Here is a 15,023-nt window from a genome sequence, read left to right as displayed (position 1 = left end):
ATTCCGGGTGCTCGTCCTCGAGGCGGGCCAGGTGCTTCCTGCCGGCGCTTCATTGAAGACAGTCCAAGATCGTTTTGATAATGCCCTCGTGCGCTCTCTGCGTTCGCGTGGCCAACCATGTTCGACGTCGTGTTTGCCAAAGCCGATCTTGGTCGCGCCTTCTTTGAGGAGATGTGGTCCCGCGGCTTCCTCATGCAGTACGGTGGAAGGTTCATGCCGTCCGCGGCGTTGTCGGATGCCGACGTGAGGGCCGCGATTGAAGCCGCCGGTCACGCCCTGCTGGCCGCCAAGAGGCGGGCAGAGAGCACTGGTGACGATCCGGATCCGATGGCCGCTGTGGTGCGGTTTGCGGCTGATCACTTCGTTGCCACGCCGGATACCGTTCGGCGTTGGTTCACCGCGCCGAGCCACCCATGAACGCGAGCAGTCGAACGGGGGACACTCCCATGGCCGAGGCCGACGCGTTCTCTACCTCGCCGGTTCTGCTCGGCGGCGAAAACCGATCGGGTACCACATTGCTGAGCGTCGTACTGGACTCTCATGCCGATCTGGTGGTGGGACCGGAGATCGACTTCCTGGAACCGTTGAACCTCGGCTCGCACATTCTGGAGGCGACTGATCTTCTCGAAGCGAATGATGCCCGTGTCACGGGCAAGACCAAAAGCTTGATCGACCCGTTCTGGTATGATGGCGCGCACTTCGTCGTGCAATGCCAGCGGTTCGGCCTGACCTTCGATGACGTGCGCAAGCTCATCACCAAGGTGATGGACGAGACAGCGGGCGACATCGTTTCATTCGCCGACAGGTGCAGGCTGATCAATGAGATCGGTGAGTTCCGAAAGGCACAAACAGGGGCAACGCGCTGGGGACTGAAGCTGCAACGCAAGATCACCCAAATCGACGTCTTCGCGCAGCTGTGGCCGCATGCGCATTTCGTCCACATTGTGCGGGATGGTCGCGACCTTGCCGCCTCGCATTTGAAAACGGTGCCCGACTGGGGTTACCCGACCGTGGCAGACGCTGCGCAAGGCTGGCTTGAAGTCGTGTCTCGGCCGCATCTCCTCGCGCCACCGGAGCGCTATCTTGAGGTGCGATATGAGGATCTGGTCACTCACCCCCGTCCCAGCCTTATGCAGATTTTGGATCACCTGCAGCTACCCTGGGACGAAGCCGTGCTGCGGCATGCCGAACATGAGCACGCACTGTTCGAACAGCCGCACGACCACCCGGCAGCGAAGTCCGCGGGCAAACCGCTGCATGCCGGCCGCCTTGGCCGCTTCAGGCAGGATCTGACGCTCACGGAAGTCGCGGAATTCGAGCGGATCGCCGGCGGCGAAATGGCGCGGTTGGGCTATCTGTCGGCCGCGAGCTGGGCCATTGACGCATGAATCCTACCGATATCTCCACCCCGCCTCGTGGATTGCCGCGCGGCTACTTAGCGCTGCTCGTCGGGCGTACGGTGTCGGAATTGGGATCCGAAGTGACGGTGCTGGCGCTGCCGCTGACGGCGATCACTCTGCTGGGAGCAGGTCCAGCGCAGACCGGGTTGCTGCTCGCCTGCGGCCGGGCGCCGTACCTCGTCATTGGCCTGCTTGCCGGGGTGATCGTGGATCGCCTCCCACACCGATGCATCCTGTTGACTGCCAATTTAGTGATGGCAGTAACGCTCGCAACGATTCCGCTGCTCGCCAGCCTTGGCGAGCTCGGAATGGTCCAACTGTATATGGCAACCACGCTGGTCGGGACGGCTGCGGTGATCGCCGACGTGGCCTATTTGGCGTGCGTACCGACGGTCGTGGATCGGGCTCGAATAGTCAGAGCGCAGAGTTCCTGGCAACTCAGCAGATCTTGCGTGGTGACCGTCGGTCCGTTCCTGGCAGGCTGGCTGGTCAGCGCGTTCTCCGCCCCAACCGCGATTCTCGCCGACTCGGCCTCCTTCGTAGTGGCCGCTGTCTTGTTGCCGCTGCTGCCGGCACGGGCGGCCGAACGGCTCGCAACTGGATCGAGTTCAGTCGTCGGTCAGATCGCGGAAGGACTGACGACTGTATTTGGCAACCCGATCCTGCGGGCAGTTACGTTGGCGACCGGCAGCTTCATCTTCTGCTACAACGCTTACTCGGCGGTTTTTCTGCTTTACCTGACCCAACATATTGGTCTGGACGGCTGGACGACGGGCTTGGTTCTCAGCATCGGCGCAATGGGTGGCATCGTGGGCGCGCTCACCGCAGCCTGGGCCGGTCGCGCCATTGGCCTCGGGCCAGTGTTGATGGGCACCTTGGCGCTTAGCGCCGCAGGCATGACTCTGGCAGCGCTATTCACAGAGCCGCGGTCGGCGGCAGTCGTTTGCGTGGCGCTGTCCCAGTTCGTGCTATCGTTTGGTCAGGAGATCTACAACGTGCACCAGGTCTCCGTCCGATACGCGTTGGCCCCGCCTCGGGTGCTGGGCCGCGTCAACGCGAGCATTCGGAGCCTGGTGTGGGGACTTGCGCCGCTAGGCGCGCTACTTGGGGGTGCCGTCGGCGCCGGATCTGGACTGCGCACTGCGCTCTTGGCCAGCAGCGTGCTCGGGGTCGCGTCCGTGCTGTGGATCTCGCTATCGCCCCTGCGCCGCACTCACAGCTTGCATCTGTGATACCAGGGATTGAGCGGCGACTGTGTATGAAGTCAACGCGCTCGGGGGCCTCGAGCTACGGGCAATACTCTCGAGAACGGTCAGATTGTCGGCGGAAGTGACCTGGTACCGATCCACCATAGGAGTTGGCTAATAAAGGAGAGTTATTTCCGTTGAGCATCCTCTGGCCAACCTGTGAACTCCATCTCAAATCGGCGAGAACCGACGGGCTTAGTCGTGAATTTCACTGTCTTTCCCGACAGAGCCGCCAAAGAGCCGGATGCGAACTTAAACACCGTCTTACCGGAAGCTGCGATGCCGGCGGCCCTGTTGTCTTCCATGACCGAGGAGCCCTCCCCCTCCAAGAGCTGACCAACCGCATATCCTCCGAGCGAGCGGTGGACATCGAGAGAGGCCAAGTACGTGCCCTTCTCACTGTCCCACTCGCTGACCGATATCGCCGTGATGCCAGCGTCCCTCAACAGCCCATCTGCGACGCGGCAGGTGTATTGGAGGCTGACAATGACGTGCCCATTCCGATCACCTACCGGCTCTCGATCGGTTCCGTCTATGGTGCAGTCGTAGCGCCGCACTGAGTCCGCGGGCGCAACTTCAGTCAGCCCGAGCAAACCGAAAGTAGAACATAGTACAATAATGCGAAACGGTAGGTTCATTTGCCGTGCTTTCGCGGACATGCCTTCCGCAAATCTGTACAACTTGACGCAAGGACCGATTCAAGCTCCTTCGATGTCTCGTCGCGTGGGTGGAACGCATGCTGACCAGGCATTTCGGTGCACGGCGGCCGAGACGCACGGCGAGTGCTTAGGAAGCGAAAGTTTGATGCTGCTCAAACGAGCAGGAGAGCCTTCGATCACAGGATTTGCGCAGACTACAGCGCGATGAGATTAATAGGGATCGTCATCGCGCTTTAGGTTGTTGTTTGAGCATGATCTCCGCGCAAACGCCGTCCGCGTTTGTCGCGAGGGAAAACCGCTTCACACTTTTCGCCCATCATGCTCTAGAAAGGAAAGAAAGGACCCCGAACTTACGCGGGATCGGACTTCTCCGGCCCTTCTTCGCGTGGCTCGACGTCCAAGCTAACCTCCTTCGCCAAACTCTGTCCCTTTGCCAGGCGTCGGCCCAATGCTTCAACAAATGAATCATAGCGCTCGCGTCCTTTCGCCTGGGCTGCTGGTTGCGCCGTGTCAGGCAAAGGCGGAGTCGCCGTTAGCCAAAACCGGACGAACAGGGCTAGCGCTTCGTTCGAAATCGTGACGTGGCGTTCAAGCCGCTCGAGCTGGCGGGTCAGGCGGTCCAAACGCCGGCTAAGCGCTGCCTCCATTCGCTCCGAATTGTCCGGCGATAGGAACGTCGATAGCGCCGTCTCCACAACGAGCGCCTGAGCCACCCGCTTGCGGCTGGCATAGTCAGCAAGCTGAACAGCGAGGTCCGGCGGCAGACGAAACGTATGCTTGGTGCGCATGCGCTCAGCTCAGAGATCGAGACCGTCACCGGGATCCATTGCGGCTTGACGCGCAAGACCAGAAGCCTGTTTGCGAAGAACGCCGGCGCGCTGGACCTCATCGTCACCTTCTTCATCGGCAAACTCGAACTCCGCCCTTTCCGTGCTACGGTCCATCTCCACCTCTTCGTGCTGACCGAGTTCCGGTTCCCGCCTAATGCCGCCATTAGCGGGATCACTGCTTGATGTCGTGGGCTGGTGGCCTGAGGACCGCTCCTGTTTGGCCGGCGAGGCGACAGGCAAAGGCAGCTTGCTCCAATCATCGTGAGGCGATTTCATGTCATCTTCACTGTTAGCGGGCCGAGCTGGAGGGAGTACCCGTTCACGCAGTCGTGGATCTTCGTAATAGCGTGCCTTCTTGGCTCGGATTGGCGGGCAGCCCGAGACCAATACGAGTTCATCGTCCGACGGCAACTGCATGACTTCGCCGGGTGTTAGGAGAGGTCGCGCCGTTTCTTGCCTGGACACCATCAGGTGCCCCAGCCAAGGGCTCAACCTGTGACCAGCATAATTTTTCATGGCGCGCAGTTCGGTTGCCATTCCGAGGGCCTCCGAGACCCGTCTTGCGGTTCGCTCGTCATTCGTCGCGAATGCGACGCGGACATGGCAATTATCGAGAATGGAATTATTTGGTCCGTAGGCCTTTTCGACCTGATTTAGGGATTGCGCGATCAAGAAGCTCTTCAGGCCATAACCCGCCATGAATGCTAACGCCGATTCGAAGAAGTCGAGCCGGCCCAAAGCAGGGAACTCGTCAAGCATCAGAAGCACACGATGTCGGCGTGCCTCGGCGTGGAGATCTTCTGTGAGCCGCCGTCCGATCTGGTTGAGGATCAACCGCACAAGCGGCTTGGTCCGGCTGATATCCGAGGGCGGCACGACCAGATAGAGCGTTGTCGGTCGCTTCGCCTCCACGAGATCGCAAATACGCCAATCACTGCAACGCGTGACCCGCGCCACCACAGGATCGCGGTACAGCCCGAGGAAAGACATCGCGGTCGACAGCACGCCGGAGCGCTCATTTTCGCTCTTGTTCAGGAGCTCGCGCGCTGCGGACGCAATGACGGGATGCGGACCGGCATCGCCGAGGTGCGCCGTCGTCATCATCGCGCGAAGCGTCGCCTCGATGGGACGCTTGGGGTCCGAAAGGAAGTTGGCGACGCCCGCCAATGTCTTGTCCGGCTCGGCGTAAAGCACGTGCAGGATGCCGCCGACCAGCAGCGAGTGGCTTGTCTTTTCCCAGTGACTGCGTCGTTCGAGTGCTCCTTCCGGGTCCACCAGGACATCCGCGATGTTCTGGACATCCCGAACCTCCCATTCTCCGCGACGGACCTCGAGCAGTGGGTTGTAAGCCGCCGAGTTCCGGTTCGTCGGGTCGAATAGCAGCACCCGTCCATGCGCAGAGCGAAAACCGGAAGTCAGAGTCCAGTTCTCGCCTTTGATGTCGTGGACAACGCAACTACCCGGCCAGGTCAGAAGGGTGGGAACGACGAGGCCGACACCCTTACCCGACCGCGTCGGCGCAAAGCAGAGTACATGCTCGGGCCCATTGTGCCTGAGATAGTTGTGATCAAACCGCCCGAGGATGACGCCATCCGGCCCGGTAAGCTCTGCTGATCGAAGTTCGGAAGCAAGCGCCCAACGCGCAGAGCCGTAGGTTGCGGCGGTCTTCGCCTCTTGGGCTCGCCAGACCGACATGGCAAAGGCAACTATGATCGAAATGATGCCACCCGATGCCGCGATACAGGCTCCCACAGCGAATATCGTTGGCGCATAGGCGTCGTAGGCGTACCACCACCAGAAAAACGCGGGCGGCAGGTAGACGGGCTTCCCACGCCCGAGCTCAAACCAGGGGTGTCCGAGCTGCGCCTGAAATCCGAGTTTCCAGGCAACCCACTCCGTCGCTGCCCAGGTGGTCATGAGCACGATGGCAAGGACAAGCGTGATTTGGCCCCAAAGGACCTTGGTCGAAGACATGACAAGCATTGATCAGCCCTGCCTGCCTAGATCCGCAACATTAGACTTGCACAAGCGTAGAAATGGTGGCCGTAGCGTAAGTGCAGAACGATCTGGACCACCTCGAGGGGCGTAACGGAGCAAGCGACGCGCGACACTGCGGTTGCTACCTCTGACATAGTCGCGCGGCATCTTATAAGGCCGGCTTATAAACGACATGCATTGAGGATGAAGCGGAGCGCAAGGGCAGATATGATGGCCAAAGCACATAGTTCTGGCCGCCCGCAGCGTCCAGTCTTGCATCGAAGGTCGAGGCAAGCTTTCGAGTTTGAATGACCCAAAAGCTTGCAGCTTGCGACCTCCCACTGACCCGAACTACGGAACATGAGCTTTCTTCATGGTCGCCGTACAGTCGGCTCGAAGCTTAGAGAAACTAGCGAATGGTTTCAGTGAAACTTATAGGAAGCCTGCAAGAACGTGCCCCATCGTTCCATGTGAAAGCTTGCCGGAAAAGGCCCATAGGTCACAGGAAAGCTACGCGCCTGCTCGGCTTCGGTGGCGAATCGCTCACTATCTCTCGGACTCCACATCGCCCAGTAACGGCCGCCGACGCCGACGCTGAAATTGCTCGTGATGAAGTACGATAAGATGCCTTCTATTTGTACCCCATGGCCGCCGCTCCCGCGATGATCGTCGAATGTCGTGAAGTCTCGCAGCAGATGGTTGTCGCGCCCCTGGAAATCCGTCCAGGGCAGGTAAGCGACATCGGCGCTCACGCGCCAACGATCGAGGAACATGGTCTCAGCGCTGAGGCCGATACGCACTGCATTCCAGTTGGTGTCTTGGCTGCCCATCGTTCTTTTGTCGCCCGCCGCGAGACATTGAAGCGAAGCGATCCGAACGCATCCCGTCGAGTCAGACTTTTGGCCGTAATAGGTCCAGCCGGCGAATCCACCGATCTTGTACGTGCTGCTCCGCAGAAAATCATAGCCGGCATCGGCCGTGTAGTACATGAACCTTCCGTTCGCCTGACCCGATATCGTGTTGGTGTAGGCCATGGGATTGCCGGAGTCGCCGCCTAAACCCCAATCCTCATCATTCATATTCCCGCTACTAAAGCGCCCCAAACCGATATTTCCCTTCAGGAAGATGCCCCAGGGGCTGTCAAGTCGTTCGAACAACTCACCGGAAATCCCATCCAGCTTGTGATAGGTCAGCCTCGACACCAAAAAATCGGGCGAACCACTATCCCATTGAAATCTTCCCCGGCTCAGCCAGAGCCGTGTGCCGCTTTCTAGCGACCAGCCTGCCGTGAAGGGAATCTCGGGCGCGCCAAAGGTCGGCTCTATCGCGTAGAGCGGCGTATCGGACGATCGCGGCGCCCGAGGGTCGGCGCCAAAATGGTAGTTCAGAGCGACCTTGCCGATGTGATAGCCGCTGGACAGGTTAGTGGCGCTAGCTGGGACCGTTGCAAAGGGCGGATATTGTAGCGTCGGAGGGGTTGCCACACTTGGTCCGCCGAACCTCAGGTAATCATATCCGATATTGACCGACCATGCGGGCGTGAGCGCGTGCTCGACACCTGCGCCGATGATACCCCCAATACGGTTATAGTCGAAATGGGTTGCATTCTGTGGCGCCCGTCCATACGGGTACGTCGCGCTATAAAATTCGTTACCGTTGGCTATATCGCCGCGGTTGTGTTGCCAGGCCACACCTGCTTTGAGATAGGCAAGCGTGTGACCCTGCGGGCCAAACGTATAACCCAGCCGGCCGGTCCCGGTGACAAAGACGTCCGGACCTGCGTTGCAGTTTGCGCTCACGATAACACCGGAGGCAGCAAGACAGGTATTTGCGCCGTCCGAGATGGCGCCGCTGGCATTCAGTTCAAGGCCAAAAACCCAGCGATCCCTCTGCCAATTGTAGCCGATCTGCGCTCCTGCCAGGAATACTGGGGTATCGACCACGTCGCCATAGATCGAGGGACCGTAGGGATCACTAAAAGATGTCCGGCCGTAACCCCCGCCGACGTGCCCACCAAAATATCCTCCGGTCCAGCTCCATACTGCAGGCGGGACTTTTACTGCCGGCCTCAAATCTGCGGAATTGACGACCCCATTTGCAACGAGCGCAGCTATTGCGGTCCCCCAAAAAAGAAGCTCAGATCTCATATCACCTCACGAACACACTGGCGCGCGCCATTTTGCAACGAAGGCCGAATGACCGACGTTGTCGCGCTGCTTCCACGCGGCGTGTGTTTGTGCAGGATCTAGGCCATCGAACGCGGGGCGCATTCCCTGCAGTTGCTCGTTAGTGATGTCGCCTTCGCAACAAGACCGATGATCTTTGAGATAAGTCCGCGTCTGATGTCGGTCACAACGCACGCTTCACGCTCGACATACAGCGGATGAATAAGTGACGCTCTTTCGGGATGGCGTCGGCCTTCCCCGCTCTCGCTAACGAGCGTTCATTGAACCCGTTGGGATGATCTGAGAGCTGCACCACCGGCAGTTCGGGGATTGGTTAAAGTACGGTCCCGAAAAGCGACTTCTGACGAAGTTTCTGTCGGCCATTTTCTGCGTCAGCCGTCACAGCGCGGCTTGTACCATCGATCTCTTCTGGAGCCGCGAGTTGGGCTGAAAGAGCATAATAGCAAGGGAGCAGACGGGGCCACGATCTGTCGATCGAGCATTGCTCTTTCCTGAGACCATTGAGCCCGCCTCTTCAGGCTATATTCCCAATCCTCGCTTACGCCCCATATTCCAATCGACTCTACCGCCAGGCATCATAATGCCAGATACCTGCTTTCCGAGATGCTGTTCCAAAGCCGGCCGCCAAGGCACCAGCTCAAAGCCGAGTCCATCGTCGATCATAGCGAAACGCCCCGAGGCAAGCGTCACGCGCTGACGGTAGATGCCGGTCACATGATCGCCCTCGGCTAAGGGCTGATAGGTAAGTCCTGTCTCGGCAGAAAGCTTCGCGCTAGCGGCTTGCAGCTCGCGCTGCTGCAAAGTCGCGAGCAAGTCGCGCGCAAACACGACGCGCCGTCCGTACCGATGCACAAGACCTTGGCCAGCGAGGTGATCGAGGCGCTCATCCATTGCGGAACGGACCTCCGCCCCGAACCCGCCCCCGCTGAGCGGCGGATTCTTGGCGAGAAGCTGGCGGTCGAGCCAGGTCGCACCGTTCGCGCTCACCTGCTCCTCGATCGACAGGTCTGAGCGAACCGCGAGCGACATGCGCGGTTTTCCGCTCGCATCAGTATAAGTTCGCAACTCGACGATAGCGCCGGCCGGCGCATCGCCGGTAAAGTCGAGGTCGCCGAACCGCAGATGATGCGTCCGACCGTCGACGCCAGCGACGATCGCATACGCCGTCCCCTTCAACTCATCGTCCAAACCACGTTGAACCAGTCGGCCAAGGACCGGATCTGTGGGTTCTTCGCCATGCAGGGCGAAGGTGGCGATGTCCGGCTCCCGCCCCTCGGCACTCATCGCCCGATGCATGGTCTTGATGATGTCGCCGCGCATGCCGAGCTGACGAAGGGTCTGCTCCAGCCCCGCCTTTAAGGTCCAGCAGGCGGGTCCTATGGGTTCGGCGAGGCCGAGGCGTTCGAGCTTGGCCGCCCTGCCGAGCAGCAGTCGGCGCAGTTCAGGATCCTCACCCTTGCGTCCCGGCCTGAGGTCCGCCACACCGGCGCAGTCATCGCAGATCTCACGCAGCGCTCGGTCAAGGCTGGTCCAGCGCTCAGCCTCGACCTCCCGTTCAAGGCTGGTGCGAACCTCCTGTTCGCTCCGGGGTCCAAGCTCAAGGGTGATGCGGTGGGCGGCACGATCGCGCAAACCGCGGCTGATGTACTCGCGGCTGATGACAAGATCCTGTCCATCGTCGGCACGGCCGCGAATGAGGAGATGAACATGTGGGTTGTCCGTATTCCAGTGATCGACTGCAATCCAGTCGAGCTTGGTCGCGAGATCCTTTTCGACATCGCGTAGAAGCTCGCGAGTAAATGCCTTCAGGTCACCGAGCGCCGCACCGTCCTCAGGCGAGATAATGAACCGGAAATGGTGGCGGTCGCCCTCGCAGCGCTCGGCAAAGCCCCGCTCGTCGGCTGCATCAGAGGTGGCGTCAAACATCGAGGCATTCCGGCCATCCCGCGTAACGCCCTCACGTTTAAGATAGGCGACATGCTTAGATAGGGGCGCAGAGCGGAATCGCGTTCCCCGATGGCGCACCACGCGCGCCTTCGTGACCACACGCCGAGCATTCGAGCGCAAGCGGATCGCGATTGCCGCACGCCGGCCGCGGCCGAAGCGGGAACGGCTGCGGTCCGGACCTGACCGGAAGCTGTTACCAACGTGCCCGGCCCGCTTAGCGGCACGCATGACCTGCCCGACGAATGTCTGTGGCCGCCTTGCACCACGGTTGCCGTGGTCAATGCGCCCGGGCCGGACGCGCAGGTCATCGGCGCGCATTGTCATGGGGCAAAAAGCCCTCGTGCCGCTGAGAGATGGCCCAGTCGAGGTTGATTTCGTTCGGGTAATTTGCAGAAGCGATGGCAGGAGCGGGTGCGCTGAGAGCAAATTGCCCAATCCAACCAACCACAAGGGCCGGACCGACGGCCGGCCTTTTCCCTTGCCATCCGCGGTCGGCTACTCCCTGCAATTTCACCAGCACTCTCCTACTCGCGACAAACTTCGACAACACGCGACGAAATGCGACTGCGATCATCGGGACTCCGTTTCGGTCGATCGCTGCACAAAAAGCTGGGCCGCACCTGGTACGAACGCGAGCCTGCGCACGCTCGGAAATTCTTTCGGACTATTCATTGGATGCCGAGCGGGTGTCGATCTGGCATCAACCGACGAGCCGTCGGAGCGGCCAAAGAACAAAGCTGCCTGCCGCCACGGAATGGCTTGCGGCATGGCCACAGTCACAGGCCCGTGCTGATTGATACCGATCAACCGTACGAGTCTAGCAACATAGATTTTTGTTTCGTCAGGGAGCGATCGCCCTTTTGCCAGATATGCCTCGTAGCGTTTTGGACCCGCGTTGTAAGCTGCGAGAAATCCCTCCGGTCCAAACCGGTCGAGCATCTCGCGAAGGTAAGCCGTGCCTGCGAGAATGTTGTCATGGGGGTCAAAAGGGTCGACACCGAGATCGTAGCGCCTACTTAGCTCGGCCCAAGTTTGGGGCATGATTTGCATCAGGCCCAATGCGCCTCGGGAGGAAATGGCGCGCACATTGCCGCCGCTCTCGCCTTGCAGCACGGCGCGAATCCAGTGCTCCGGGAGCGCAAATCGTCGAGAGGCTTCCGTCAAGAAGGCAGTGTACAGGTCGGCATGTGGAGAGCTCGGGGAGTGCACACCGAGGACCGGTATTGCCATCTCCGCCAAAGCGTGCGACGGCAATTGAAGAGCCAGCACAGCTCCGAGCAGGCGGACCGCCGTTGCAGGGATCAAAGCGCAGGTGGTTGCGTTCGAGCACACTGCGGGTAGTAGCTCGGGCCGCTGAACGTGAGGCGATCGCCAACACGCACTGCGCATGATCGTCTTCAGAAATGTAGCCGGGACGGACCAGTAGCGCTGCGATCCATCAACCTGCGAAACTGCATATCCACGGGCTAGGCCGAACAAGATCAGTCTCCCTCTGTCCACACCGGCAAGGCTTGCCCCATGACGGCGGATACTGGAAGTGGCCCGAAGTACCGCCCATCGAACGAGCCGGCCGACTGCCGGTTCATGAGAAAGACTTCATCCGGCGCTATGAGGCGGCATCCGCGCCAAACCGGCAGCGGCCGGCCACGTGTGTCGCGCTCCCGCGCCAGTCCCATCTCGACGTTATCAACGAAAAGGGCGAAGCCATTTCTGCAAACGGTTTGTCCGGGCAACGCCAGGACTCGCTTGAGCATGGGAACACCGGTCGGCAGATAGCCGTTCAAGTCGAGGAAGCTCGCAAGGGGTTCGGGCGGCCGAACCGCCACAAGTTCGGCGACAATCAATTGTCGAGCTGGCTGTAGACGATAGAGGCCGATAGGGATGCTCTCAGAAGCGTTCCAGATGTACCATGGCGCGGCCCCTGTGCCGGACCTTGAGGCGAGAGCTACCGATCCGCAGATCGCTAAAATAATCGTCAGCCGTCCCATCAGAGCGCTCGCTTTCGACGGCGGAGCCATGCCTGATGGCGCGCCTGAGTGTAGGCTCGCGGGTTTTCACTGACAGACAGACGGTTGTGAACGTGGTGCCAGTAGTCCGGCGCAGCATCGGCAGGATTGATACCAAGCGCCTCCACCGCATCGATCAATTGCAGCGCGCGCTCGACTTTCGTCCATCCTGACAACCGCAGCAGGCTCTCTCCGCCGGGTAAGACCCATGGGATAGTTGAATATCGCTGCCGTGATGAGGCGGCGCGTAAAATGTCGATGCGGGACAGAACGGTTCCAAACTCATTAGATGTCCAGCGCACGAAGGCGAAGATGCTGCCGGTCTCGAATGAAAGAACGCGGCGGTGGCGATCAATGATCTTTTCCGATACCGGTCGGCCGAATCGAATGCGATTCTCGATCCGCCCTTTAACCCACAAGAGTTCAACGGTTGTGACATCGCTCATCTGACGGCTCCTTTGTTCAGAGACGTCTGTCGGCCGTCCCGCACGGCGCTTATCCTTTGCAAAAAAGCAGCAATGAGGTTGGCGGAGATGCAACAGTTTTGGTGCAAGTTTGTAAGGCGCCGTTGAGCAGGCATCGCGGCGGTCGCCTTGCCGATCGCAGATAAAAACCCGTGATCCATGAGCAAGAATCCGAACGATTCCAGGCGAGCCGAGTTACGGGCGCGGAAAGCGATTGCGCGATAGAGCATTCGCGATGATTTCCGTCTCCGACAGCAGGAGGGTCCGGTCCCAGACGACACGATTGTTCCGGGCCCTGATAGCCGGATGCAATTCACGAGGTTTTCCCCCGACCAAGAGATGCGCCCGCGGATTCGCAGAGGTTCTGCATTGGGACGGACCTGAAGTGGTCCGAAGCTCAATCCTTCCACACCGTCATTGCCGCGCGTGATGGCGATCCGATATTCGGGCAGAGTCTGACGATGAACGGTCTGACGCAGGTCATAAGCAAAGTGTCTGAGAGGGGATAGGCTGCCAGAGTTGGGTTGAAGATGGACGAAATCACAGCCCCAGCCAACTGCTTGACAGCCGCCATGTTTGCGCGCGAGACGGTAAAGCCAACCCTCGAATCCACCTGTCAGATCGAAATTGGCGCGGTCGATCGTCAACAGGAGCGCGTTATCCAAAACATCCGTGTAGAACCGATCGGCCAAGTTCAGCTCGATTTCGCAGGCACGGCCGTGCAAATCGGCTGTCTCGTGGCATTCGTTGATGCCGGACAAGCGATGCGGTCCACGGCCGGTGAGCTGGCGGATCGATGTCAGGACCGCCGTTGATTGCAGCCGGTCGAGTGCAGCACTGAGCCGCTCGTAGTCGCGCACGCTGGTGCCACAACCTACATAGATCAGGATCGCGTAAGAAATAGCCGCCATCAACCGGGACGTTCTCAGGCCGGCATCGCGAGGTTTGACAATCTGCGAAACAACCCAAACCAAAACGTTGGCATCCCAGATGGTCGCCATGCCATCTTCGGCAACAGCCTCCACACCAATCGTCATTGTCTCGGCGCGGAAGTCGATCGGCACAACCCGTTTCGACTGTGCCAGCGAGAAGAACGGATATGCCATCAGATCTTGCGCATCGCGCGGCGCCAGATCGCCGCGCAATGAGCGAACCAGATCAAGGCGACCGCGCCGCGAATGGCGCCGCCTATGGGCAGAGGGTTTGCCGTCCGACATGGGTCAACGTCGCTCCTTGCCCGCATACGGAATGGGTGTGTGGCGCTTGGCGGGCAAGACCGTACCTGTGCCCGGATCGCTGGTTGATTTCTTGGCACCGCGATCAGCCCAGGCTTTTAGGTCTTCGAGCGCATAGACAACGCGACCTCCAAGCTTGCGATAGATCGGGCCCGTGCCATAGGTACGATGCTTTTCCAGAGTTCGGCCGGACAGACCGAGAAAGCGCGCCGCTTCAGGGGTACGCAACAATCGCGGCGGCAAGCCGGCGGTCGGATCGGGCATTTGAAAAGCTCCGTGCTCGTCTGGAGGGCGAGCGGGTTTGATCGCGCGCCCACGAGCATTATGGCGGAGTAGAAACGCTTAGAGGGATGCCGAAGATGCAGAGCTGATTTTCGGCACCCCTCCTCCGTTCTTTCGGAGATGACAGGCCGAACATTTTTGGTCGACAGCCGCACATCAATGCGCAAAGCGCGCAGTCCCTGCGGCGCTCGTGGTGTTCAGAGGCGCGCTAGATCGTTCGAAAAAACTTGCGGGATGACGCGGTAATCCGTCGATCTCTCGATCGGAGGCGCGCACCGCCAACGTCGATCCTTCGCGATGCGGGGAAATGAAGCATAGGTTTGACGTGGCCATCGCGCGACACGGCGTGAGGCTTCTGCGCGGATGCCAAAATCCGCAAAGAGCCGCAGTTTACTGGATAAGTGCCACGCAATTGCCGTGCTGTCTCGGAGACAGATGACGCGGACTCGAGTTGAAATCTATCCACGCCGTGAATGCGAGCTCATAGAAATATAGATTATTCCTGATCTTAGGAGTGGCATATAAAATACTCATGCCGGTTTGTAGAACTTGCCGGCTCGTAGAACTTAAGGTGTATCAAGATGGATTATCATTTTTGCCATGGCTCTGAGAGGAAAAGAGGCTTTACAGCCAGCATGAGCGGAGGCGCAAGTTCATTGTAACCGCCTTGTTCGGAGCACGATGTGAGACTGATCCCACAGCGCCCAGTCGACGGTTTTCGGGCTCGCGTCAGCAGCTATCTCCGATAAACCACGGTATAGCTTTGCCACGGCTCTCCATATCGATATAG

Annotated in this window: 13 protein-coding genes and 1 pseudogene; 3 read left to right on the top strand and 11 right to left on the bottom strand. The window is 59.7% G+C overall.

All coding sequences use genetic code 11. The features are described 5' to 3' along the window. Nucleotides 1-117: 117 nt before the first annotated feature. The 3 genes from ACNJYB_RS06725 to ACNJYB_RS06715 are packed head-to-tail and all read left to right on the top strand — an operon-like array spanning nucleotide 118 to nucleotide 2,632. Nucleotides 118-417: a hypothetical protein gene (locus ACNJYB_RS06725; protein ID WP_439375815.1), complete on the top strand. Its 300-nt coding sequence runs from the start codon at nucleotides 118-120 to the stop codon at nucleotides 415-417. 29 nt (nucleotides 418-446) lie between these two features. Beyond that, nucleotides 447-1,388 carry a sulfotransferase family protein gene (locus ACNJYB_RS06720; protein ID WP_439373251.1) on the top strand — a complete coding sequence of 314 codons (942 nt, stop codon included), beginning with the start codon at nucleotides 447-449 and terminating at the stop codon, nucleotides 1,386-1,388. Then, nucleotides 1,385-2,632 carry an MFS transporter gene (locus ACNJYB_RS06715; protein ID WP_439373250.1) on the top strand — a complete coding sequence of 416 codons (1,248 nt, stop codon included), beginning with the start codon at nucleotides 1,385-1,387 and terminating at the stop codon, nucleotides 2,630-2,632. The genes ACNJYB_RS06720 and ACNJYB_RS06715 overlap by 4 nt, the downstream gene beginning before the upstream one ends. Before the next feature lie 143 nt (nucleotides 2,633-2,775). On the opposite strand, the gene ACNJYB_RS06710 is transcribed toward ACNJYB_RS06715, so the two are convergent. From ACNJYB_RS06710 to ACNJYB_RS06660, 11 genes and pseudogenes are all read right to left on the bottom strand, one after another. Further along, a complete protein-coding gene (locus tag ACNJYB_RS06710) occupies nucleotides 2,776-3,204 on the bottom strand; it encodes a hypothetical protein (protein ID WP_439373249.1) in 429 nt (142 codons plus the stop codon). 452 nt (nucleotides 3,205-3,656) lie between these two features. Continuing rightward, complete coding sequence (locus ACNJYB_RS06705; RefSeq protein WP_439373248.1) at nucleotides 3,657-4,094, bottom strand: CopG family transcriptional regulator; 438 nt, start codon at nucleotides 4,092-4,094, stop codon at nucleotides 3,657-3,659. Nucleotides 4,095-4,103: 9 nt separating this feature from the next. Next, complete coding sequence (locus ACNJYB_RS06700; protein WP_439373247.1) at nucleotides 4,104-6,110, bottom strand: conjugal transfer protein TraG; 2,007 nt, start codon at nucleotides 6,108-6,110, stop codon at nucleotides 4,104-4,106. 425 nt (nucleotides 6,111-6,535) lie between these two features. Beyond that, on the bottom strand, nucleotides 6,536-8,185 hold the full coding sequence (locus ACNJYB_RS06695; RefSeq protein WP_439375480.1) for an outer membrane beta-barrel protein: 1,650 nt from the start codon (nucleotides 8,183-8,185) through the stop codon (nucleotides 6,536-6,538). 633 nt (nucleotides 8,186-8,818) lie between these two features. Then, a complete protein-coding gene (locus ACNJYB_RS06690; RefSeq protein WP_439373246.1) occupies nucleotides 8,819-10,570 on the bottom strand; it encodes a relaxase/mobilization nuclease domain-containing protein in 1,752 nt (583 codons plus the stop codon). Further along, complete coding sequence (locus tag ACNJYB_RS06685) at nucleotides 10,551-10,820, bottom strand: hypothetical protein (RefSeq protein WP_439375814.1); 270 nt, start codon at nucleotides 10,818-10,820, stop codon at nucleotides 10,551-10,553. Before ACNJYB_RS06685 ends, ACNJYB_RS06690 begins: the two co-directional genes overlap by 20 nt. Continuing rightward, a complete protein-coding gene (locus tag ACNJYB_RS06680; protein ID WP_439373245.1) occupies nucleotides 10,817-11,359 on the bottom strand; it encodes a lytic transglycosylase domain-containing protein in 543 nt (180 codons plus the stop codon). Before ACNJYB_RS06680 ends, ACNJYB_RS06685 begins: the two co-directional genes overlap by 4 nt. A gap of 368 nt (nucleotides 11,360-11,727) precedes the next feature. After that, entirely contained in the window at nucleotides 11,728-12,234 is a 507-nt protein-coding gene (locus tag ACNJYB_RS06675) for a S26 family signal peptidase (RefSeq protein WP_439373244.1), read from the bottom strand. After that, complete coding sequence (locus tag ACNJYB_RS06670; RefSeq protein WP_439373243.1) at nucleotides 12,234-12,698, bottom strand: DUF2840 domain-containing protein; 465 nt, start codon at nucleotides 12,696-12,698, stop codon at nucleotides 12,234-12,236. Before ACNJYB_RS06670 ends, ACNJYB_RS06675 begins: the two co-directional genes overlap by 1 nt. A gap of 335 nt (nucleotides 12,699-13,033) precedes the next feature. Next, nucleotides 13,034-13,933 (bottom strand): annotated as a pseudogene (locus ACNJYB_RS06665) (replication initiator protein A); the annotation flags it as partial. 3 nt (nucleotides 13,934-13,936) lie between these two features. Then, complete coding sequence (locus tag ACNJYB_RS06660; protein ID WP_061849724.1) at nucleotides 13,937-14,215, bottom strand: helix-turn-helix transcriptional regulator; 279 nt, start codon at nucleotides 14,213-14,215, stop codon at nucleotides 13,937-13,939. Nucleotides 14,216-15,023: the final 808 nt, after the last annotated feature.

This window comes from Bradyrhizobium sp. SMVTL-02, from assembly GCF_051853005.1.
Classification (GTDB): domain Bacteria; phylum Pseudomonadota; class Alphaproteobacteria; order Rhizobiales; family Xanthobacteraceae; genus Bradyrhizobium.
Note: the sequence above shows the minus strand (reverse complement) of the source record. Positions and strands in the feature narration are given on the sequence as shown.

Excerpts from the sequence above, each read along its gene's own strand:
- ACNJYB_RS06675 (WP_439373244.1), bottom strand. The coding sequence starts at position 12,234 with ATGGGACGGCTGACGATTATTTTAGCGATCTGCGGATCGGTAGCTCTC.
- ACNJYB_RS06660 (WP_061849724.1), bottom strand. The coding sequence starts at position 14,215 with ATGCCCGATCCGACCGCCGGCTTGCCGCCGCGATTGTTGCGTACCCCT.
- ACNJYB_RS06690 (WP_439373246.1), bottom strand. The coding sequence starts at position 10,570 with ATGACAATGCGCGCCGATGACCTGCGCGTCCGGCCCGGGCGCATTGAC.
- ACNJYB_RS06685 (WP_439375814.1), bottom strand. The coding sequence starts at position 10,820 with ATGATCGCAGTCGCATTTCGTCGCGTGTTGTCGAAGTTTGTCGCGAGT.
- ACNJYB_RS06700 (WP_439373247.1), bottom strand. The coding sequence starts at position 6,110 with ATGTCTTCGACCAAGGTCCTTTGGGGCCAAATCACGCTTGTCCTTGCC.
- ACNJYB_RS06705 (WP_439373248.1), bottom strand. The coding sequence starts at position 4,094 with ATGCGCACCAAGCATACGTTTCGTCTGCCGCCGGACCTCGCTGTTCAG.
- ACNJYB_RS06715 (WP_439373250.1), top strand. The coding sequence starts at position 1,385 with ATGAATCCTACCGATATCTCCACCCCGCCTCGTGGATTGCCGCGCGGC.
- ACNJYB_RS06670 (WP_439373243.1), bottom strand. The coding sequence starts at position 12,698 with ATGAGCGATGTCACAACCGTTGAACTCTTGTGGGTTAAAGGGCGGATC.
- ACNJYB_RS06725 (WP_439375815.1), top strand. The coding sequence starts at position 118 with ATGTTCGACGTCGTGTTTGCCAAAGCCGATCTTGGTCGCGCCTTCTTT.
- ACNJYB_RS06720 (WP_439373251.1), top strand. The coding sequence starts at position 447 with ATGGCCGAGGCCGACGCGTTCTCTACCTCGCCGGTTCTGCTCGGCGGC.